We start from the raw sequence: 19,168 nt of genomic DNA, 5'->3' as shown, positions 1-19,168 counted from the left end.
ACCCTCTCTTGCCAGAGAATTATTTAACCATCTCTTTTTCAATCAATTGGATCAGGATATGAATCACTTTAATATGAATTTCCTGAATACGATCTGCATAACCAAAATGTGGCACGCGAATCTCAATATCGGCGCTCCCCGCCATCTTGCCGCCATCTTTCCCAGTTAACGTAATCACTTTCATGCCTTTTTCACGAGCAGCACTAATTGCTTTAATGATGTTGCCTGAATTGCCTGAGGTTGAGATCCCAAGAAGAACATCTCCTTCTTTACCGACAGCTTCAATAAAGCGAGAGAATACATATTCATAACCAAAATCATTACTGACACAAGATAAATGGCTCACGTCAGAAATCGCGATAGCTGGATAGCCCGGACGATTTTCACGATAGCGTCCTGTTAGCTCCTCAGCAAAGTGCATAGCATCACAGTGAGATCCGCCATTACCGCATGACAGGACTTTCCCCCCCGCTTTAAAGGAGTCTGCTAATAATACAGCAGCCTGTTGAATAGCCTGAATATTTGCATCATCACTAAGGAATTTTGCCAACGTATCGGCTGCTTCTGATAGCTCACCACGGATCAGATCTTGATACATGAGATTTCCCCTTAAATTTAACGGTTTCTGAGCCGTGATAAACGGCCTGAAGATAGGTAATTAATCTTTACTCCTCAGATTGTTACACAGGGTACATTTTCTTTCTACATCTGATTATGTTTGATTTAAGCATTTAGCACTAATCCGTGCTTTTTATCCCTTTTTATCGCTTTGACGCTTTTTTACGACGTTATTTCTTCTTTTCTGAAACTGTTACAGGGCGTTACTTGGTGATTTTGTGAGCCAAGTTGTAATTAAGATGTAAATGTGTTGCTAATTCTTTATTAAAGGTTATAGATTAGATAAACAACAGGTCAGACCTCTTACAAGTATACAGGAGTTTTCCTATGACCCTACTCAGTATCATTCTATTTCTCGTATTAATTGGTATTCTCTGCTACCACAAAACATCATTGGCGCTTAGCACTGTACTGTTACTTGCCTATACCGCAGTGATGGGCGTACTCGATATCTGGAGTTACTGGATGCTGCTACCGGTTGCGCTAGTCTTATTTCCATTTGTCTTTACGCCAGTGCGCCAATCACTATTTTCAGCTCGCGCCCTGAAAATGTTCCAAAAAGTGATGCCTCCGATGTCTCGTACCGAAAAGGAAGCTATCGATGCTGGAACCACTTGGTGGGAAGGCGACCTTTTCCGCGGTGCGCCTGATTGGAATAAATTACATAATTACCCTAAACCTCAGCTAACGGCTGAAGAGCAAGCCTTCATAGACGGCCCCGTTGAAACCGTTTGTGGCATGGTTAATGATTTTGCTGTCAGTCATGAATTGTCTGATCTTCCTCCTGAAGTTTGGCAATATTTACGTGATCACCGCTTCTTTGCCATGATCATCAAAAAAGAATACGGTGGCCTTGAGTTTTCCGCCTATGCGCAATCTCAAGTCCTACAAAAACTGGCTGGTGTTTCAGGTATTCTTGCTATTACTGTCGGTGTACCTAACTCCCTTGGTCCCGGTGAGTTACTACAGCATTACGGTACCGAAGAGCAGAAACAGCGCTACTTACCGGGCCTGGCGACCGGTGAAGAGATCCCTTGTTTCGCACTAACAAGCCCTGAAGCTGGCTCCGATGCAGGCGCCATTCCTGATACAGGCGTGGTTTGTATGGGAGAATGGCAAGGTGAACAAGTTTTAGGTATGCGCCTAAGCTGGAACAAGCGCTATATCACGCTTGCGCCTATCGCAACAGTACTTGGACTTGCATTTAAATTGTCAGACCCTGATCGCTTACTGGGGGGTGAAAAACAATTAGGGATCACTTGTGCCTTGATTCCAACCAATACCCCAGGTGTTGAAATTGGTCATCGCCACTTCCCACTGAATATTCCGTTTATGAATGGACCTACTCGTGGAAAAGATATTTTTGTTCCTATCGATTACATCATTGGTGGTCCAAAAATGGCAGGGCAAGGCTGGCGCATGCTGGTTGAATGTCTATCTGTTGGCCGTGGTATTACTCTGCCATCCAACTCAACGGGTAGCTTAAAAAGCATTGCAATGGCAACGGGAGCTTATGCCTATATCCGTCGTCAATTTAAATTACCTATCGGTAAAATGGAAGGTATTGAAGAACCTCTCGCACGTATCGCGGGTAACTCCTACCTAATGGATGCAGCGGCGACATTAATTACCTCTGGTATTATGTTAGGCGAAAAACCTGCGGTTCTCTCTGCTATCGTTAAATATCACTGTACTCACCGAGGACAACACTCAGTGATTGATGCAATGGATATTACCGGTGGTAAAGGTATCTGTCTTGGCCCATCTAACTTTGTCGGTAGAGCTTATCAAGGTGCTCCTATTGCCATTACCGTTGAGGGTGCGAATATTTTAACCCGTAGCATGATCATCTTTGGCCAAGGCGCAATTCGTTGTCATCCTTATGTACTGGAAGAGATGGCCGCAGCTCAAGATAATAATCTACATAAATTTGATAAAGCCGTGTTTGGTCATATTGGTCACGTTATTAGTAACCAATTCCGCAGCTTCTGGTTAGGTTTAACCAATGGTCGTGGAAGTAGTGCCCCAACAAAAGATGAGACACGTCGCTACTATCAGATGTTAAATCGCCAAAGTGCAAACCTTGCTCTACTCGCTGACATTTCTATGGCGGTGCTAGGGGGAAGCTTGAAACGTCGTGAACGAATCTCAGCCCGTTTAGGTGATATTCTGAGCCATCTCTATTTGGCGACAGCGACACTGAAGCGCTATGAAGATGAAGGACGTCAAAAAGCGGATTTACCATTAGTCAAATGGGCCGTGGAAGATTGTCTGTATCAGTCTGAAAAAGCGATGGACGATTTATTGAAAAACTTCCCAAATAGAATGGTTGCAGGCTTGATGCGTATTACGTTATTCCCTACAGGTCGTGCTATGTCAGCGCCATCGGATCGCCTTGACCATAAATTAGCACAACTGCTAATGGAACCGTCTGAAACCCGCGACCGAATTGGCCGTGGGCAGTATCTGACACCAACAGAGCATAACCCTCATGGTTTAGTGAATCAGGCACTGTATGACATTATCGCGGCAGAACCTATTTTTGAACGAATTTGTCGCTTGAAAGAACGTAAATTCAGCTTCACTCGCTTAGATAAATTAGCTGAGCAAATGTTGCCTGAAAATATTATCACCCAAGAAGAAGCAGATATTCTGCGCAAGGCTGAGGCTAGCCGTCTACGTACCATCAATGTTGATGAATTTGATTTTGAAGCATTGGGAACAGCTAGTACAAAAAATCCTCATACTGAAGGTGAAAATGACAAGCAAGCTAAAAAGAAACAAGCTGCTTAATTAGGTTATTTTAAATTAGACAAAAACTAGCCCTTAATATTGGGCTAGTTTTTTATTATTTTTCATCAAACCGCCTCGCCACTGTCACTATCCAACGATAAATATCTCCACTAAAGAGTAATTACATCTTTAGTAACATTATTATTACACAAATAAATTTAACTTAAGAATTTCTTATATTAGAATACGAGACTATTTTTACTATGGTTAGTGAAATCAATTATTATCATTTTTAGAACTGGAGATATAAAATGTCTTATTCGAATAAAGAAGTACCAGAGGGAATTAAGCGTTGGAACTGGGGTGCATTTATGTTCAATATCATATGGGGGTTTGGAAATAAATCGTACTTGCCGTTATTAATGCTAATTCCATTCTTTAATCTAATATGGATGTTTGTTTGTGGGTTCAAAGGTAATGAATGGGCTTGGAAAAATGGTGATTATGATTCAGCAGAAACCTTCATGAAAGTACAAGAAACCTGGAATAGAGCTGGATTAATTTATTTTATTATTACAGTTGTATTTTCTGTGATATTTTTCTTATTCTTTTTCTCGACGATGATGGCGACGTTAGCAAGCATTGCATCACAAAGCCAACACTAATAGCTAAAACTAGTATTACATTGTCATAGTGGTTTTAATCATTCTAAATCACTTAAAATCACTATGGCTAGCGACATACTATTTTTGTTTATGTCAAAGTCTATTCTATTAACAATATCCAACCAATCTTGTTGATACCCGTAAATACTGGATATATCCCCGCGTTTACACCCATATCAACCTAGAATTTAGTTTCCTTTATTTTATTATCAACGAGTTTTTTCTCGGTCAAGAAACATTAACCAACAATTTAATTGCCTAATTTTTTGTATTTTCCATTCAGCTCAACAGATTTCTTAAGCACAATAAAATGCTCACTGAATACATAATAAGTACAGCGGATACTACCAATCAAGGTAGTATCCAAATCAAAAAGAATTAAAGCTCTAACGCCAATAACTCTTCGATGGTTTGACGGCGACGAATAAGTTTTGGTTTACCATTAACGAGTAGCACTTCGGGTAATAATGGGCGACTGTTGTAGTTAGAAGACATTGAAGCACCGTATGCACCGGTGTCATGAAACACTAAATAATCACCAACTTGCACTTCTGGTAATAAACGCGTTTCCACCATGCCGCCTTCTTGTTGAGTAAATACATCACCTGACTCACACAAAGGCCCAGCGATAATCGCTTCTTTTTGTGGTGCATTATCCAGCGAACGCCCATCCGCAGGCAGGACTGAAATATGATGATAGCTTCCATACATGGCTGGACGCATTAAATCATTAAAACCACTATCCACTAACACATAATAGCGGCTCCCCATGTGTTTAACTGCCCTAACCTCTGCGAGTAACACACCAGACTCTGCCACTAAATAACGCCCCGGTTCTATTTCCAACTCAACGGTATGGCCTAAATGCTGCTCAATACGTTGGCGAGCACGATTCCATAAGCTGAAATAATGCTGGACATCGATCAACTCATCTTCTTCCCGATATGGCGTTGATAATCCACCACCCGCTGAAATAGCCTGAATATCCACACCCGATGACACGACTTGCTCAACCATTGCATCACAGACATTCGCTAAATGTTGATAGTCAACCCCTGAGCCAATATGCATATGTAAACCAACTAACGACAGGTTATAACGACGAATTTGGGCAAGAGCTTCAGGCAGATCTTGATGCCAAATACCATGTTTACTATTTTCACCACCTGTATTGGTTTTTTGTGAGTGACCATGACCGAAACCTGGATTAATACGTAACCAAACTGGATGACCCGCTTTTCTCTCACCAATTTGGCTTAACATATCAATAGAGCCAGCATTGACCGGAATATCCAGCTCAGTCACTCGAGCCAACGTCGCTCTATCGAGCACATCAGCCGTAAACACAATTTCTGCATTTTCACGACCCGCTTGAAAACCCGCCACAAGCGCACGCTCTATTTCACCCAGTGAAACAGAATCAACTTTAACGCCCTGCTCACGCATTAGTCGTAGAATATGGATGTTTGAACATGCCTTTTGAGCGAAACGCACGGTATCAAAGATTTTCAATTGATTGATACGTTCAATAATCACTGAACTATCGTATACCCATACAGGTGTACCGAATTGCTCAGGTAAGGAGATTAAATTTTCAGGTGTTAAATATGAGCTTGTGGTGCTTGCAAATGAGGTCATGTTTTTCTCGCCGATAAATTTTTATTCTATCGTTCCATTATTCAGAGAAAGGCAGGGAAAAAAAATATCTATTTTGCTAAAATCTATTCATTTCTGATATAGGATGGTCAATACACTATGCAAACTCTCTCTTGGCGACACCTTGAAATTTTTCGTGCAGTTATGACCACCCCAAATCTGACGGAAGCCGCGTTATTGCTGAACACTTCACAGCCGACGATTAGTCGAGAGTTGGCTCGCCTAGAACACCTACTACAATTTAAATTATTTGATCGTATCAAAGGCCGATTACGCCCTACAGCACAAGGGCTACGTTTTTTTGAAGAAGTTGAACGTTCATATTATGGCTTAGAGCGAATAAAAAATTCAGCACAAACGATCCGACGCTTTGATAATACACAGCTCTCGGTTATTTGCTTACCGGCTTTTGCTCAATCTTTACTGCCAAATGTATGTCAAACCTTCATGGCTGATTACCCAGACGTCAGTCTTACCGTGATCCCACAAGAATCTCCGATTCTGGAAGAATGGCTCTCTGCACAGCGTTATGATTTTGGTTTAACTGAGCATTTACAACCCCCTCCGGGTACCGAACAACTCACATTAGGGTCACTTAATGAAGTGTGTGTATTGCCAGCAGGACACCCTCTTGAAAAGAAAGGAATGCTAACGCCTACTGATTTTCTGCATCAACCTTTTATTAGTCTGTCGCTGACAGATAGCTATCGGCAACTGATCGATACCATTTTTACCCAACATCAAATCGAAAGAAAAATGGTGATGGAAACTCATTCTGCATCCTCTATCTGTGCAATGGTTCTCAAAGGCATTGGTATTTCTATCGTAAATCCAATAACAGCATTGGATTTCCACCAGCAGTCCGCAGGTAAATTAATTATTCGCCCATTAAGTTTTTCAATTCCTTTTACTGTGAGTTTCATTAAGCCTGTTCATCGCCCGTCATCACAACTCTCTGATATCTTCACTCAATATTTAAAAGCGTCATTTGCTCAAACTGAGCGTGATTTAAGCGCCGCGTTGCTGCATCAATGACAACCAATATTCAGAGGTGGCAAACCAATGACCCAGAAAATCCAATACGGCTCTTAATGTTGTCGGCATGTTTTGACGGCTAGCATATACTGCATAAATACCTAACGGCTGAGGTTGGTAATCAGGCAATAGTTGAATTAACTCGCCTGACTCCAGATATTTTTTGACGGACAAATAAGGTTGCAGTGTAATTCCCGCCCCATTTAGCGCCGCTTGCGCTAAAAAGACAGATTCATCGGCACTGAGACGCCCCCCGACCAATACAGAAAAAGGCTCATTCGCTTTTTCAAAATGCCAAAGGCTACGACCAAAAAAATGGTAAGTTAGACACTCTAAGGGCGCTAGATCCTCTGGTTTAGTAGGGAGTTTTTTATCTTTTAAGTAAGATGGCGCAGCACACACCACAGAATGGCAAGTTGAAAGTGGCTTGGCGATCAGACTGGGTTCTAATTGGTTAGTAATTCGTATCGCAACATCAATGCGCTCTTCAATCAGGTTCACCGATTTATTCGTCACACTGAGGTCAATTGCCATATTCGGATAAGAGTGTAAAAACTCCGTTATCGCAACCGAGAGGGCCTGACTGGCAATAGATTGGGCGCAACTAATACGCACTAACCCTGATAGCTGATTCGCATCATGCTGTTGTTGAACAGGTAACGTCTGAGAAAGTGCATTCAATTTTAACGCTTGCTGATAAACGCCCTCACCAGCCGATGTTAAACTTAATCTTCTTGTCGTGCGATTTAACAAGCGTACTCCCGCCCACTGCTCCATTTCAGCCAAATAGCGAGTTACCATTGCCCTCGACATATCCAATTTATCAGCAGCACCACTCATACTGCCCTGCTCAACAATACTAATAAACACTTGAACCGCTGTGAGTCTATCCATCTATTTGACCGATTTATGCAACAAACATTTGCTAATTATGACGTTTTTCTCATCATTATTGCAATTTAATATACATCTCATCGAACCAAACACGAAACAAAGATAATAATGAGGAATAAAGAATGAAACTCCGCACCGTCGCTCTAACGGCATTCGTTACACTAACGACCGCGTTTACCCAAGCCGCAACACTAAAACTGGATGTGTATAATCCCGGAAATAACAGCATCTTCCCTGTCTCTTCTGAAATCATCAGCGGCGATAAAGAAGTGATACTAATAGACGCGCAATTCCAAAAAAACGATGCTCAAGCGCTTGTTAACCAAATCAAAGCGCTCAATAAAACGCTAACAACCATTTATATCAGCCATTCTGACCCAGATTATTACTTTGGGTTAGACACCATTATTAAAGCGTTTCCCGATGCAAAAGTGGTCGCAACCCAAGAAACTGTCGAAGCTATCAAAGCGTCAAAAGAGAGTAAACTCGCGTACTGGCGGACAATACTGAAAGATGAAGCGCCAGCAGCTCTCATTGTTCCCGATGTAATACAAGGAGACCGTTTTACTATCGAAGGTGAAACATTATTGATTAAAGGAAGTGATGGCCCAGCCCCTGAACGTACTTATGTTTGGATCCCATCATTGAAGGCTGTTGTCGGTGGTGTCGTTGTCTCGGACAACATTCACGTTTGGGTTGCAGATACGCAAACCAAAGAGTCACGCCAACATTGGCAACAAACGTTAGAAAATATTCAGGCTTTGAACCCTAAGATTGTTGTACCGGGGCACTTTACAGGAAATTCAAAAAGGGATCTAACGTCAGTCACCTTCACCCAAAATTATTTAAAGACTTTTGAAACAATGGCTGAACAAAGTCAGGATGCCAAAATGTTAACGAGTAAAATGGAACAGGCTTACCCAAATCTTGATGACAAATCGAGTTTAGAACTAAGCGCTAAAGTTATTAAAGGCGAGATGCAGTGGCCACAATAAGCTCATTTTGATTGGTCTATTCCCATAAAAATAGACCAATCAAACCAAACAAAACCTAAGGATGACCGATGAATAAAATCACTTTACATTATATTTATGACCCCCTGTGTGGCTGGTGCTATGGTGCTTCACCACTTATCCAAATTGCCAATACCCATCCTGATATTGCTTTAGCACTACATGGTGGAGGTATGCTCGCTGGCACTTCACGCCTACAGATGGATAGCCAATTTCGTGAACATATCATCCAGTCCGATAAACGTATTGCAGCCATGACAGGGCAAACTTTTGGTGAGGGTTATTTAGCCATGTTGCATGAGCCTGACCTCATACTTGACTCAGCCCCTCCGTTGTTAGCAATACTGGCGGCCGAAAAACAGCATCAAGCACTTACTATGTTGCAAGCCATACAGCAAGCGCATTATATTTCTGGGCGCCATATCAGCGACCCTAAAATATTATCAGAAATCGCACGGGAAATTGGGTTAGATACCACACAATATCTTTCAGACTATGCACAATTCACAGGTGAAAAGCTGCATTGTCACATTCAGCATAGCCGCCAATTACTGACACAATCAAACTCGTCAGGCTTCCCTACTTTACTCATAAAACAATCGGATAAATGGCTACGCATTCCACTACAGAACTACTTAGGTGAGCCGAAAAAATGGCAGCATTTTTTAGATTCTTTAGTGGCTGAAAATCAATGATAAGTCACTCATTTGTAGCATCGATAAGTCATGAGTTTATCAACAGAAAAAATAACCAATAATTTGCGCTGATAATAATTGCAGGGCCAAATGGAATATGGGTGATTGTTTTATGCCGATAAAAGAGATAAACACCCCCATAATAAGCACAACCAAGGCCCGCTGCCAAAGCAAAAAACTTAGGTAAATCCATAAGGCCCAACCATGCAGCGCAAGCGGCTATAAGCTTAAAATCGCCTCTCCCCATTTGTGGGGATTTCCGAATTTTTTCCACCATAGTGGTTATCAACATAATAGAGAGGTAACTGACCACCACGGCATAAATTGCTGAAACGACATTGCCTTGAGAAGCACATGTTTGATACAGCAAGCCTATCCATAGTAAGGGATAAGTTAACACATCCGGTAAATAACCTATTTTAATATCAATAATAAACAAACTAACAATTAAATTATAAAAAACACTCAATAAAATAATTAAAATCACTTCATGATTAAATAAAAAAACACTCACAACCAAATGTAAATAGACTAAATACAACCATTTACTACTAATATTAATTTCATTCTCATTAAAATACTTAACAGGTATATTCTTTAGAATCCATCGTGTGATTTTTACTGATAAAACAAGGATAAAAAGCAAGAATAAAAGTTTATAACCACATGTATTTAATAAAAAATAACCTTCAACACCGACACCTGTTCTTATGGGACAAAAATAATTTCGACATACGGTAAAAAATGAAAAAATAGGCGCCATAACACTATCAATATAACCAAACGATAATATAGATAAATTATGGATAATTTTTTGGTAGAGCCTTTCAACAAGTAATATCACATGTTCTCCTTATTCCCTTATGGAGTCATAGATGAATATACCGTAACTTTATGGTTCCCCCTACACTATTATTCCGACAAAAATGCTCGCTTTATCCATTATAATTCTACATAGCTTTGCATAGTTGACGGCTATTCACTCAACAAATACAACTCAAACCAGACTACAAAAATTTATGAGATCACGATAAACTAAGACACTAACCTTGTTTTTGGGGATTTCCCCCCCATATTTTCACTTTGTTATCGGTATTTTAACCTTGTATTTTTAAGGAAACCTTATGCGCATCCCACGCATTTATCACCCAGAGCCACTACACATTAACACAACAATCGCTCTTGGCGATGATGCAGCCAATCATGTCGGGCGCGTACTTCGTATGACCGCTGGCCAAAAACTGGAACTGTTTGATGGCAGTAATCAGGTATTTTGTGCTGAAATAGTAGAAGCCACAAAAAAGAAAGTCTCCGTCGATGTCATCAGCGGTCATCTTGATGACAGAGAGTCTCCATTGGATTTACACCTTGGGCAAGTGATCTCTCGCGGAGAAAAAATGGAATTTACGATTCAAAAATCAGTAGAACTGGGTGTTAATACAATCACGCCTTTATTATCTGAACGTTGCGGTGTTCGACTTGATGCGGAAAGATTTGAAAAAAAATTACAACAATGGCAAAAAATTGCTATTGCCGCCTGTGAGCAATGTGGCCGCAACCGTATACCAGAAATTCGGCCTATTCAGTCACTTGAGACATGGTGCGCTGAAAATGATGGGGCGTTTAAAGTGAATTTGCACCCAAGAGCAACACAAAGCATCAATACATTACCGGCCGAATTAAATAAAGTTCGACTGTTAATCGGCCCTGAAGGTGGGCTGAGTGAAGACGAAATCGCCATGACAGCAAATTATCAATTTACTGATATTTTACTTGGGCCAAGGGTATTAAGAACTGAAACGACTGCGCTCACTGCAATCACTGCACTGCAAGTGCGCCTAGGTGATCTAGGTTAAGGAGAAAAAATGATCAAGCTCGGTATAGTAATGGATCCAATTTCATCCATTAAAATCAAAAAAGATACTAGTTTTGCTATGATGCTGGAAGCTCAACGTCGTGGTTATGAAATCCATTATATGGAGATGAACGACCTCTATCTGTATCAAGGTGAAGCGCGCGCAACAACAAAAACGGTCACGGTCGAAGAAAACCCAAATAATTGGTATCAGTTTACATCTGAGCAAGATATTGCGCTTGGTGATCTAGACGCCATTCTCATGCGTAAGGATCCACCTTTCGACACAGAGTTCATCTACGCCACCTATATTCTTGAAAGAGCAGAACAGGCTGGTGCACTGATCGTCAATAAGCCACAAAGCTTACGTGACTGTAATGAAAAGCTGTTTACTGCGTGGTTCCCAGAGTTAACGCCTGACACGCTTGTGACTCGTAATGCTAAACAATTACGCGAATTCCATCAAAAACACGGCGATGTCATCTTCAAGCCTCTTGATGGTATGGGTGGAGCTTCTATTTTCCGCTTGAAACAAGATGATCCTAACGTTGGCGTGATTATTGAAACGCTCACCGAACATGCGACACGTTATTGCATGGCTCAGAACTACCTCCCCGCGATTAAAGATGGCGATAAACGCGTACTCGTCGTTGATGGAGAACCAGTACCTTACTGTCTCGCCCGTATTCCCGCACAAGGGGAAACACGAGGAAACTTAGCGGCTGGTGGCCGAGGTGAAGCACGCCCATTAAGTGAAAGTGATTGGGCAATCGCCCGTGCTGTTGCACCAACATTGAAAGCAAAAGGCTTATACTTTGTTGGTTTGGATATTATTGGTGACAGACTGACTGAAATTAACGTCACTAGCCCAACCTGTGCGCGCGAAATTGAAGCCGCTTACAATATATCGATTACAGGTATGTTGATGGACGCAATTGAGCGTGATATCAAAAAGTAGCACTCTACTTATAAGAAAAGACCTACAATAGGTCTTTTCTTCAAAATATCGACTAAAAGAGGTTATAAGCCAAATAGTTATGAACTTACAGAACCATTTTTTGATAGCAATGCCAACACTCACCGACCCTTATTTTGAGCAATCCGTTGTTTATGTGTGCGAGCACAACGAAAAGGGTGCGATGGGAATTGTCATTAATAAACCAATTGATGATTTTTCCGTCAGCGCTATGCTCGAAAAATTAGAAATCACCATTTCAACGAGTACTAATGCGAGCAATCTAGCAAAACCGGTGATTGCTGGTGGCCCTGTCGCGGAAGAACATGGTTTTATTCTTCATACACCAATTAAAGGCTTTGCTTCAAGTTTGCACCTCAATGACAATATGATGGTGACAACGTCCAAAGATATTTTAGAAACGCTAGGTAATGATCAGCATCCAATGCAATCACTCGTCGCACTGGGTTATGCCAGTTGGGAGCCAGGCCAACTGGAAAGTGAAATCATGGAAAATAGTTGGCTAACGGTTGAGGCTATCCCTGAATTAGTGTTTGATACCCCCATCAAAGATCGCTGGCAGGCAGCGGCAAATCTGCTAGGGATTAACATTCATACTATTTCTATGCAAGCAGGACACGCATAATGTCGAGCAGAACACTTATCGCCTTTGATTTTGGTACTAAAAGTATCGGTGTCGCCGTAGGGCAAGAAATTACAGGAACAGCTCGTTCGCTCGCCTCACTAAAAGCCAATGATGGACGCCCTGATTGGCAACAAATAGAAAAACTGTTGCAAGAATGGCAACCCCAATTGGTGATTGTTGGCCTGCCTTTAAATATGGATGGTACCGAGCAACTGGTCACCAGCCAAGCACGTAACTTTGCCAATCGTATTCATGGCCGCTTTGGCGTCAAAGTCGAATTGCATGACGAACGCCTTTCTACCGTTGCGGCAAAAGCGGAACTCTTTGAGCGCGGTGGCTACCGAGCACTGAGTAAAGGTAAAGTGGATTCCGCTTCCGCAGTTGTTATCTTAGAAAGTTGGTTTGAACAGCACCTTTAAGATGACCGTTTTCTTTCGAAATGTAATTTTTTTCAATCTATACACGCAAAGGTGCCGTTATCGAGCAATATGCTTTACACTATGGGGATTATGATTATCCACCTAATGTAATTGAACAGAATAATGACCATTCAAAGTAATATCTCTGATGTAATTGAACAGAATAATGACCATTCAAAGTAATATCTCTGATGTAAAAGCTCGCATTGAACGAGCGGCTGCTGAATGCCATCGCTCTTCACAAGACATAACACTGCTTGCTGTCAGTAAAACCAAGCCTTGTGACGCCATTTTGGCGGCAATTGAGGCTGGACAGCGTCAGTTCGGTGAAAATTATGTTCAAGAAGGTGTTGAGAAAATACAATTTTTTGCGGATAGGCAAGATCTTGTGTGGCACTTTATCGGCCCATTACAATCCAATAAGAGCCGCCTCGTTGCTGAACATTTTGACTGGTTCCATACCTTAGATCGGCAGAAAATCGCCCAGCGTCTTAATGATCAACGACCAAGCACTAAAGCACCATTAAATGTATTAATCCAAATTAATATCAGTGATGAAAATAGCAAATCAGGCATAAAACTAGAGCAATTGGCTGATCTGGCGAAGCAAGTTAGCCAAATGCCAAATTTAGTTTTTCGTGGTTTGATGACAATTCCAGCTCCCGAAACCGACTATCAACGCCAATGCGAAGCCTTTCGCAAAATGGAGCAAGCCTATAAACAATTACAAATTCACTACCCTAGCGTTGATACTTTGTCGATGGGAATGACTGATGATATGACCGCCGCTATCCATTGTGGTTCAACCCTTGTTCGAATCGGAACAGCGATTTTTGGTGCCCGTGACTATCACAATGTATAAGGAGAACAGCATGCAACATCGCAAAATTGCCTTTATTGGGGCCGGAAACATGGCCCACGCTATTATTGCGGGACTGGTTAACCATGGCTATCCAGCCTCGATGATCACCGTCTGCTCACCAACACCGACTCGCCGCGATAAGATTGCCGAACAATATGGTGTTATTAGTCATAGTGATAATTTGTCAGCAGTACAACAAGCCGATGTGGTGGTACTCGCAGTCAAACCACAAATGATGGAAGAGGTCTGCCAACCGTTACAAAAAGAGGTTGATTTTAGCCAGAAGCTGGTACTGACCATTGCCGCGGGGATCCCTGCCCATCGTTACTCTGATTATTTAGCTCAGCCATTACAATTGGTGCGCATTATGCCAAATACACCGTCACTGGTTGGTAAAGGTGTGAGTGGTTTGTTTACTGAAAGTCATATTAACGCAGAAGACAAACAATTCGCAGAACAGTTGATGCAGAGTGTTGGCTCAACGATTTGGTGTGAACAAGAGCAAGAAATTAACCGTATTATTGCAATCACAGGTAGCTCACCAGCCTACTTTTTCCTGTTTATGGAATCTATGCAGCAAGAGGCTGAAAAGCTCGGTTATAGTGCAGAACAAGCACGCCAATTAGTTTTAGATGCCGCTGAAGGTGCGATTGCACTCGCCAAATCACAGAATGATACCGCCTTTGCCACTTTGCGTGAGCAAGTCACCTCGAAAGGGGGAACAACCGCAATGGCATTGGCTCAATTTTATGATCAAGGTCTTCCGCAAACGGTAGCAAAAGCCATGCAGAGTGCTATCTCACGAGCAGAAGAAATGGAAAAACTTTTTTAATTAACAGTGGGACGAGACATGCAGACCTTACTTTTTGTCGTAACAACTCTTATTCAACTTTATATTTTTGTTCTGCTGCTACGTGTATGGATGCAGTGGGTACGAGCCGATTATTACAACCCGTTCTCACAGTTTGTGGCAAAGATAACTAAGCCTATTGTTATACCATTGCGTCGTCTTATTCCTGCTATTGGCCCTATCGATACCGCATCTGTTGTGGTTGCATTTATCTTAGCGCTAGTGAGCATCGTTGTCAGTTTATCACTCACAAACACATTGCCAATTCTCGGGATCACCGTCATTCCTATTGGTATTATTTTGTTATTAACCTATGCAGGTAAACTGATCTTTTGGATGATTTTAATCAGAGCCATCATGAGCTGGGTAAGCCAAGGCCGCAACTCTGTTGATTACCTACTGTACCAATTAACAGAGCCTTTAATGGCGCCAATCCGTCGTATCATCCCTGCAATGGGTGGGTTAGATTTCTCTGCAATGATTGTGATGTTTATCTTGATTGCTCTAAATTATCTGCGTTTAGATGTGTCACTCATGATTGACCCAACATTGACGGGTATTCTCTACTCTATCGGTGTGATGTAATAAAGAGTCATTAATAATGCAAAAAGTTGTTTTAGCAACCGGCAATCCGGGAAAAGTGAATGAACTTGCAGACCTACTACGTGATTTTGGTATGGATATTGTTGCCCAAACTTCACTCGGTGTAGAGTCTGTTGAGGAAACAGGGCTAACATTCATTGAAAATGCGCTCTTAAAAGCTCGTCATGCATCTAAACACACAGGGCTTCCAGCGATTGCTGATGATTCAGGTATCTCAGTAGATGCCCTCGGTGGTGCACCTGGCATCTACTCCGCACGCTATGCTGGAGAAGATGCCAGTGATGAACAAAACCTGCATAAATTACTGGATGCCATGAAATCAGTGCCTGATGGCCAACGTCAGGCACAATTTAATTGTGTGTTAGTGTATCTACGCCATGCAGAAGACCCAACGCCACTGGTGTTTCATGGTCGCTGGCAAGGAGTGATTACCCATAAGCCTTGTGGACAAGGGGGTTTTGGCTATGACCCTATTTTTTATGTTCCCGAACTGAATTGTACTTCAGCCGAACTCACTAAAGCTGAAAAACAAGCTGTTTCACACCGAGGTAAAGCGTTAGCAATGCTATTGGATGCACTCAAAAATGCTTAAGCTCCCCCCTCTTAGTCTGTATATCCATATTCCTTGGTGTGTACAAAAGTGCCCATATTGTGATTTTAACTCACATACTCTGAAGGGGGAGATCCCCCAACAAGAGTATGTTGAGCACCTATTACATGATTTAGAAAATGACGCCAAATTAATCGGTGATCGCACCATCAAAACTATTTTTATTGGTGGTGGCACCCCGAGTCTCTTAAGTGCCGAGTCAATGCAATCACTCATGGACGGTGTACGGCAACGCGTTAACCTTTCTCCAGATGCTGAAGTCACGATGGAGGCCAATCCCGGAACCGTAGAGGCGGATCGTTTTTCAGGTTATCAAAAAGCCGGTATCAACCGAATCTCAATAGGCGTACAAAGCTTTGGTAACGATAAACTAATCACACTAGGGCGGATCCATGGTGCCGAAGAAGCTAAGCGAGCAGCTAAGCTCGCAACCCAACTCAATCTACGTAGTTTTAACTTAGATTTAATGCATGGGTTACCTTCACAAACCCGAGATGAAGGGTTATCGGATTTACGCCAAGCGATTGAATTAGCGCCACCTCATCTATCTTGGTATCAATTGACTATCGAACCTAATACACAGTTTGGTTCTCGTCCCCCAACGCTACCGGATGATGATACCTTGTGGGATATTTACTCAGAAGGTCATAAATTATTAATCGCCGCCGGCTATGAACAATATGAAACTTCAGCTTATGCTAAGCCAGGTTTTCAATGTGAACATAACCTTAATTATTGGCGGTTTGGTGATTACCTTGGTATCGGCTGTGGTGCTCATGGTAAAGTTTCATTCTCAGATGGGCGTATCTTGCGCACGATCAAAACCAAGCACCCTCGCGGCTATATGGAAGGACGTTATTTACAAAAATCCTATGACGTTGCTAACCAAGAGAGACCATTTGAATACTTTATGAACCGCTTTCGGTTATTAGAAGCGATGCCTAGATGTGAATTTAGTGAGTATACTGGATTAGCTGAATCTGTAGTAAGAAGCTCAATTGATGAAGCGATTGCTAAAGGTTATATCACCGAAACTGAGCATGAGTGGCAGATGACCGAACACGGTAAATTATTTCTAAATTCATTATTAGAACTTTTTCTTAGTGAAGAATAGCCCCTTTCAGCCAATATAAAAAAACCCACGCATGTCGTGGGTTTCTATCCTTATAATGCCTTGGCAACTTCGTTGACTTGTTCGGTCAAACTCACTAAGCCCCCACCGGATAAATACCACAGATCCGATTTAAGGTAGGTGATCTTACCATTTTTATATGCTTTCGTTTCTTGAATGTTTTGATCTTCAAAAACCGTTTTATCCAGCTTACCCGCCCCAATTGCTTCGCTACGATCCACAATTAAAATCACATCAGGATTTGCTTGTGCTATCGTTTTGGTATCAACAACGCGGCGCTTAGCTTTATCAGCCTCAGCAGGAGCAGGAAGCTCAACACGTTGTGCTTTCACAACATCATAAACAACACTTTGATTATTCGGGATTAGCTTACCATCATTGTGTAGCAGTACTAACACGTTAGATTTCGATTGTTTCGCTTTTTCTTGTGCAGCAGCAATCGACTTATCCAGTTGTGCCAACTGTTCTTCTACCGCTTTTTGATTGCCATAAAGCTCACCAATTAGATTGATATTTGCTTTAACTGAATCAATATAATGCTTGCTATCTGTCCCTAAATTAACTGTTGGTGCAATCTTCGATAACGCTTCATAAGATTTGCCTTGACGGCCTGTAATCACGATAAGATCAGGCTTCAATTCAGCAATTTTATCCAAGTCTGGCTGCTTCATTCCACCTGCATTTTGCATCGTTGTTGGAATACTGCCTTTCACATATTCAGGTGCATTCCCTGTCGGCAAAGCCACCACTTTATCGCCTAATCCTAGCTTTTGCATGGAATCATAGATACCGAAATCGAATAAAACCACTTTCTGTGGCGCTTTATTCACTTCAGTTTCTCCAGACACATGTTTGATATTCACTTTTTCAGTGCCTTGTGCAATGACGGCATTTGGCGTAAAAACTGTCGATTCTGCACTCAGTGCATACGGCGCGGAAAAAGAAAGTAAGGAAACAAGTACAGCAGGAATGAATTTTTTCATATAAACAATACCAGTTAAGTCGCTAAACCAAACTCGCATTCTAGAGTGAGTTGTTAATAAGTCAATTAAATAAGAATCAATTTCATTTTGATTATTATTATTGATAAAAACATCACATTTTTGCAATAAAGATAATAGAAGGCAGCAATGCGATAAAAAACACGGCTACCTAACAATTTAATATGACTTAAAAAACGCCTATTCCGTTTTTACTTAAGCGCATTCATCAAGGCAATTCGTTGTTGTTCCAACGATGTCACTTTGCCGCAAACTTGCTGGCCAAATTGTTGGAAACTATTCTCTTGCTTTTTCCATTCTGCTTCTAAGTCTTGCTGCAAGCCACCTAGGTTTCCAAGCAGTCCTTGTAAGGCCTTACTGCTATCTCCACCTGAGAGTAGCTGTTTACGCCCCATTTCATTAATACTGTCTTGTAATATTCCCCCTAAGCTATCATTCACTAATTGACGCCCTTGAGTTTCAACTTTATTTATTGCGTCATGGTGAAAAGCATAGCCATTTGGGCGAGTTTCGATCACTTGGTTGATCTGCCCATTAAGGTCATTTTCTAATTTTGAGAGGCGCTTACGTACATTACTATCTTCTCCGATAACGCGTATGACCACTTTATCGAGCGTATTTTTTGATACAGACAGTTTCTGTTGGGTTTCCTGTTTAATCCATGGAAGATCATTGCGAACAGCCGTTTGGTAACGAATAGCCTGCTGCCTTTGCTGTTCAGTCAACGTAATGCTTTGACCATTAAGGGTCACATCCCCATTTGGAGTGATTTTCAAATCACCACTGCGTCCGATAACTTGCACATTTTCAGGAGTCATAAAGATATCATCCTTAGGTGTCACTGAACATTTGTAGTCAGCGGCCTGACTGGTTGCACAAGCCAATAATGAGAATGCAATTAAAGTACGGCGTAACATAGTAACTCC

Annotated in this window: 20 protein-coding genes; 14 read left to right on the top strand and 6 right to left on the bottom strand. The window is 41.7% G+C overall.

Annotated features, from left to right (window positions below; all coding sequences use genetic code 11):
• Positions 1-19: 19 nt before the first annotated feature.
• On the bottom strand, positions 20-598 hold the full coding sequence (gene lpcA / locus G3341_RS04240) for a D-sedoheptulose 7-phosphate isomerase (RefSeq protein WP_154623965.1): 579 nt from the start codon (positions 596-598) through the stop codon (positions 20-22).
• A 347-nt stretch (positions 599-945) separates the two neighbouring features.
• Here lpcA and fadE point away from each other — a divergent pair, with 347 nt between their 5' ends.
• Entirely contained in the window at positions 946-3,411 is a 2,466-nt protein-coding gene (gene fadE / locus G3341_RS04235; protein ID WP_154623966.1) for an acyl-CoA dehydrogenase FadE, read from the top strand.
• A 251-nt stretch (positions 3,412-3,662) separates the two neighbouring features.
• Entirely contained in the window at positions 3,663-4,016 is a 354-nt protein-coding gene (locus G3341_RS04230) for a ribonuclease G (protein ID WP_154623967.1), read from the top strand.
• A 378-nt stretch (positions 4,017-4,394) separates the two neighbouring features.
• Here G3341_RS04230 and lysA read toward each other — a convergent pair whose 3' ends face one another.
• The gene (lysA, locus tag G3341_RS04225; protein WP_163860762.1) at positions 4,395-5,654 is read right to left on the bottom strand and encodes a diaminopimelate decarboxylase; all 1,260 of its coding nucleotides are present in this window, start codon (positions 5,652-5,654) and stop codon (positions 4,395-4,397) included.
• Positions 5,655-5,771: 117 nt separating this feature from the next.
• Between lysA and G3341_RS04220 the strand changes: the two genes are divergently transcribed.
• Positions 5,772-6,707, top strand: coding sequence for a LysR family transcriptional regulator (locus G3341_RS04220; RefSeq protein ID WP_154623969.1), 936 nt, complete (start codon positions 5,772-5,774; stop codon positions 6,705-6,707).
• Here the strand turns inward: G3341_RS04220 and G3341_RS04215 are convergent.
• On the bottom strand, positions 6,681-7,601 hold the full coding sequence (locus G3341_RS04215; protein ID WP_154623970.1) for a LysR family transcriptional regulator: 921 nt from the start codon (positions 7,599-7,601) through the stop codon (positions 6,681-6,683). The two genes, G3341_RS04220 and G3341_RS04215, sit on opposite strands and share 27 nt — an antisense overlap.
• 122 nt (positions 7,602-7,723) lie before the next feature.
• On the opposite strand from G3341_RS04215, the gene G3341_RS04210 reads away from it, so the two are divergent.
• Entirely contained in the window at positions 7,724-8,596 is an 873-nt protein-coding gene (locus tag G3341_RS04210) for an MBL fold metallo-hydrolase (RefSeq protein ID WP_154623971.1), read from the top strand.
• Positions 8,597-8,664: 68 nt separating this feature from the next.
• A complete protein-coding gene (locus G3341_RS04205) occupies positions 8,665-9,309 on the top strand; it encodes a DsbA family protein (protein WP_163860761.1) in 645 nt (214 codons plus the stop codon).
• A 28-nt stretch (positions 9,310-9,337) separates the two neighbouring features.
• On the opposite strand, the gene G3341_RS04200 is transcribed toward G3341_RS04205, so the two are convergent.
• Positions 9,338-10,153, bottom strand: coding sequence for a prepilin peptidase (locus G3341_RS04200; protein ID WP_244316476.1), 816 nt, complete (start codon positions 10,151-10,153; stop codon positions 9,338-9,340).
• Between the two features lie 280 nt (positions 10,154-10,433).
• Between G3341_RS04200 and rsmE the strand changes: the two genes are divergently transcribed.
• From rsmE to hemW, 9 genes are all read left to right on the top strand, one after another.
• Positions 10,434-11,165: a 16S rRNA (uracil(1498)-N(3))-methyltransferase gene (rsmE, locus tag G3341_RS04195; RefSeq protein WP_154624088.1), complete on the top strand. Its 732-nt coding sequence runs from the start codon at positions 10,434-10,436 to the stop codon at positions 11,163-11,165.
• Between the two features lie 9 nt (positions 11,166-11,174).
• Entirely contained in the window at positions 11,175-12,122 is a 948-nt protein-coding gene (gshB, locus tag G3341_RS04190) for a glutathione synthase (protein ID WP_154624087.1), read from the top strand.
• A 79-nt stretch (positions 12,123-12,201) separates the two neighbouring features.
• On the top strand, positions 12,202-12,765 hold the full coding sequence (locus G3341_RS04185; protein ID WP_154624086.1) for a YqgE/AlgH family protein: 564 nt from the start codon (positions 12,202-12,204) through the stop codon (positions 12,763-12,765).
• Positions 12,765-13,184, top strand: a complete 420-nt coding sequence (gene ruvX, locus G3341_RS04180; RefSeq protein WP_154624085.1) for a Holliday junction resolvase RuvX — start codon at positions 12,765-12,767, stop codon at positions 13,182-13,184. Before G3341_RS04185 ends, ruvX begins: the two co-directional genes overlap by 1 nt.
• A gap of 166 nt (positions 13,185-13,350) precedes the next feature.
• The gene (locus G3341_RS04175) at positions 13,351-14,046 is read left to right on the top strand and encodes a YggS family pyridoxal phosphate-dependent enzyme (protein ID WP_154624084.1); all 696 of its coding nucleotides are present in this window, start codon (positions 13,351-13,353) and stop codon (positions 14,044-14,046) included.
• A gap of 10 nt (positions 14,047-14,056) precedes the next feature.
• Positions 14,057-14,878, top strand: a complete 822-nt coding sequence (gene proC / locus G3341_RS04170; RefSeq protein ID WP_154624083.1) for a pyrroline-5-carboxylate reductase — start codon at positions 14,057-14,059, stop codon at positions 14,876-14,878.
• Between the two features lie 18 nt (positions 14,879-14,896).
• Positions 14,897-15,481, top strand: a complete 585-nt coding sequence (locus G3341_RS04165) for a YggT family protein (RefSeq protein ID WP_154624082.1) — start codon at positions 14,897-14,899, stop codon at positions 15,479-15,481.
• Positions 15,482-15,497: 16 nt separating this feature from the next.
• Positions 15,498-16,091, top strand: coding sequence for an XTP/dITP diphosphatase (locus tag G3341_RS04160; protein ID WP_154624081.1), 594 nt, complete (start codon positions 15,498-15,500; stop codon positions 16,089-16,091).
• Positions 16,084-17,223, top strand: coding sequence for a radical SAM family heme chaperone HemW (hemW, locus tag G3341_RS04155; RefSeq protein WP_154624080.1), 1,140 nt, complete (start codon positions 16,084-16,086; stop codon positions 17,221-17,223). The genes G3341_RS04160 and hemW overlap by 8 nt, the downstream gene beginning before the upstream one ends.
• A 50-nt stretch (positions 17,224-17,273) precedes the next feature.
• Here hemW and G3341_RS04150 read toward each other — a convergent pair whose 3' ends face one another.
• Together G3341_RS04150 and G3341_RS04145 are read right to left on the bottom strand one after the other, a co-directional pair.
• Positions 17,274-18,224, bottom strand: a complete 951-nt coding sequence (locus G3341_RS04150; RefSeq protein WP_154624079.1) for a siderophore ABC transporter substrate-binding protein — start codon at positions 18,222-18,224, stop codon at positions 17,274-17,276.
• Positions 18,225-18,433: 209 nt separating this feature from the next.
• Positions 18,434-19,159: a DUF2884 family protein gene (locus G3341_RS04145; RefSeq protein WP_154624078.1), complete on the bottom strand. Its 726-nt coding sequence runs from the start codon at positions 19,157-19,159 to the stop codon at positions 18,434-18,436.
• Between the last annotated feature and the right edge of the window lie 9 nt (positions 19,160-19,168).

Source organism: Providencia vermicola, from assembly GCF_010748935.1.
Taxonomy (GTDB): domain Bacteria; phylum Pseudomonadota; class Gammaproteobacteria; order Enterobacterales; family Enterobacteriaceae; genus Providencia; species Providencia zhejiangensis.
This window is presented reverse-complemented; position numbering and strand designations above follow the sequence as displayed.

What these genes read in the sequence shown, in the direction of transcription:
- lpcA (WP_154623965.1), bottom strand. Translation starts at nt 598, where the DNA reads ATGTATCAAGATCTGATCCGTGGTGAGCTATCAGAAGCAGCCGATACG.
- fadE (WP_154623966.1), top strand. Translation starts at nt 946, where the DNA reads ATGACCCTACTCAGTATCATTCTATTTCTCGTATTAATTGGTATTCTC.
- G3341_RS04230 (WP_154623967.1), top strand. Translation starts at nt 3,663, where the DNA reads ATGTCTTATTCGAATAAAGAAGTACCAGAGGGAATTAAGCGTTGGAAC.
- lysA (WP_163860762.1), bottom strand. Translation starts at nt 5,654, where the DNA reads ATGACCTCATTTGCAAGCACCACAAGCTCATATTTAACACCTGAAAAT.
- G3341_RS04220 (WP_154623969.1), top strand. Translation starts at nt 5,772, where the DNA reads ATGCAAACTCTCTCTTGGCGACACCTTGAAATTTTTCGTGCAGTTATG.
- G3341_RS04215 (WP_154623970.1), bottom strand. Translation starts at nt 7,601, where the DNA reads ATGGATAGACTCACAGCGGTTCAAGTGTTTATTAGTATTGTTGAGCAG.
- G3341_RS04210 (WP_154623971.1), top strand. Translation starts at nt 7,724, where the DNA reads ATGAAACTCCGCACCGTCGCTCTAACGGCATTCGTTACACTAACGACC.
- G3341_RS04205 (WP_163860761.1), top strand. Translation starts at nt 8,665, where the DNA reads ATGAATAAAATCACTTTACATTATATTTATGACCCCCTGTGTGGCTGG.
- rsmE (WP_154624088.1), top strand. Translation starts at nt 10,434, where the DNA reads ATGCGCATCCCACGCATTTATCACCCAGAGCCACTACACATTAACACA.
- gshB (WP_154624087.1), top strand. Translation starts at nt 11,175, where the DNA reads ATGATCAAGCTCGGTATAGTAATGGATCCAATTTCATCCATTAAAATC.
- G3341_RS04185 (WP_154624086.1), top strand. Translation starts at nt 12,202, where the DNA reads ATGAACTTACAGAACCATTTTTTGATAGCAATGCCAACACTCACCGAC.
- ruvX (WP_154624085.1), top strand. Translation starts at nt 12,765, where the DNA reads ATGTCGAGCAGAACACTTATCGCCTTTGATTTTGGTACTAAAAGTATC.
- G3341_RS04175 (WP_154624084.1), top strand. Translation starts at nt 13,351, where the DNA reads ATGACCATTCAAAGTAATATCTCTGATGTAAAAGCTCGCATTGAACGA.
- proC (WP_154624083.1), top strand. Translation starts at nt 14,057, where the DNA reads ATGCAACATCGCAAAATTGCCTTTATTGGGGCCGGAAACATGGCCCAC.
- G3341_RS04165 (WP_154624082.1), top strand. Translation starts at nt 14,897, where the DNA reads ATGCAGACCTTACTTTTTGTCGTAACAACTCTTATTCAACTTTATATT.
- G3341_RS04160 (WP_154624081.1), top strand. Translation starts at nt 15,498, where the DNA reads ATGCAAAAAGTTGTTTTAGCAACCGGCAATCCGGGAAAAGTGAATGAA.
- hemW (WP_154624080.1), top strand. Translation starts at nt 16,084, where the DNA reads ATGCTTAAGCTCCCCCCTCTTAGTCTGTATATCCATATTCCTTGGTGT.
- G3341_RS04150 (WP_154624079.1), bottom strand. Translation starts at nt 18,224, where the DNA reads ATGAAAAAATTCATTCCTGCTGTACTTGTTTCCTTACTTTCTTTTTCC.
- G3341_RS04145 (WP_154624078.1), bottom strand. Translation starts at nt 19,159, where the DNA reads ATGTTACGCCGTACTTTAATTGCATTCTCATTATTGGCTTGTGCAACC.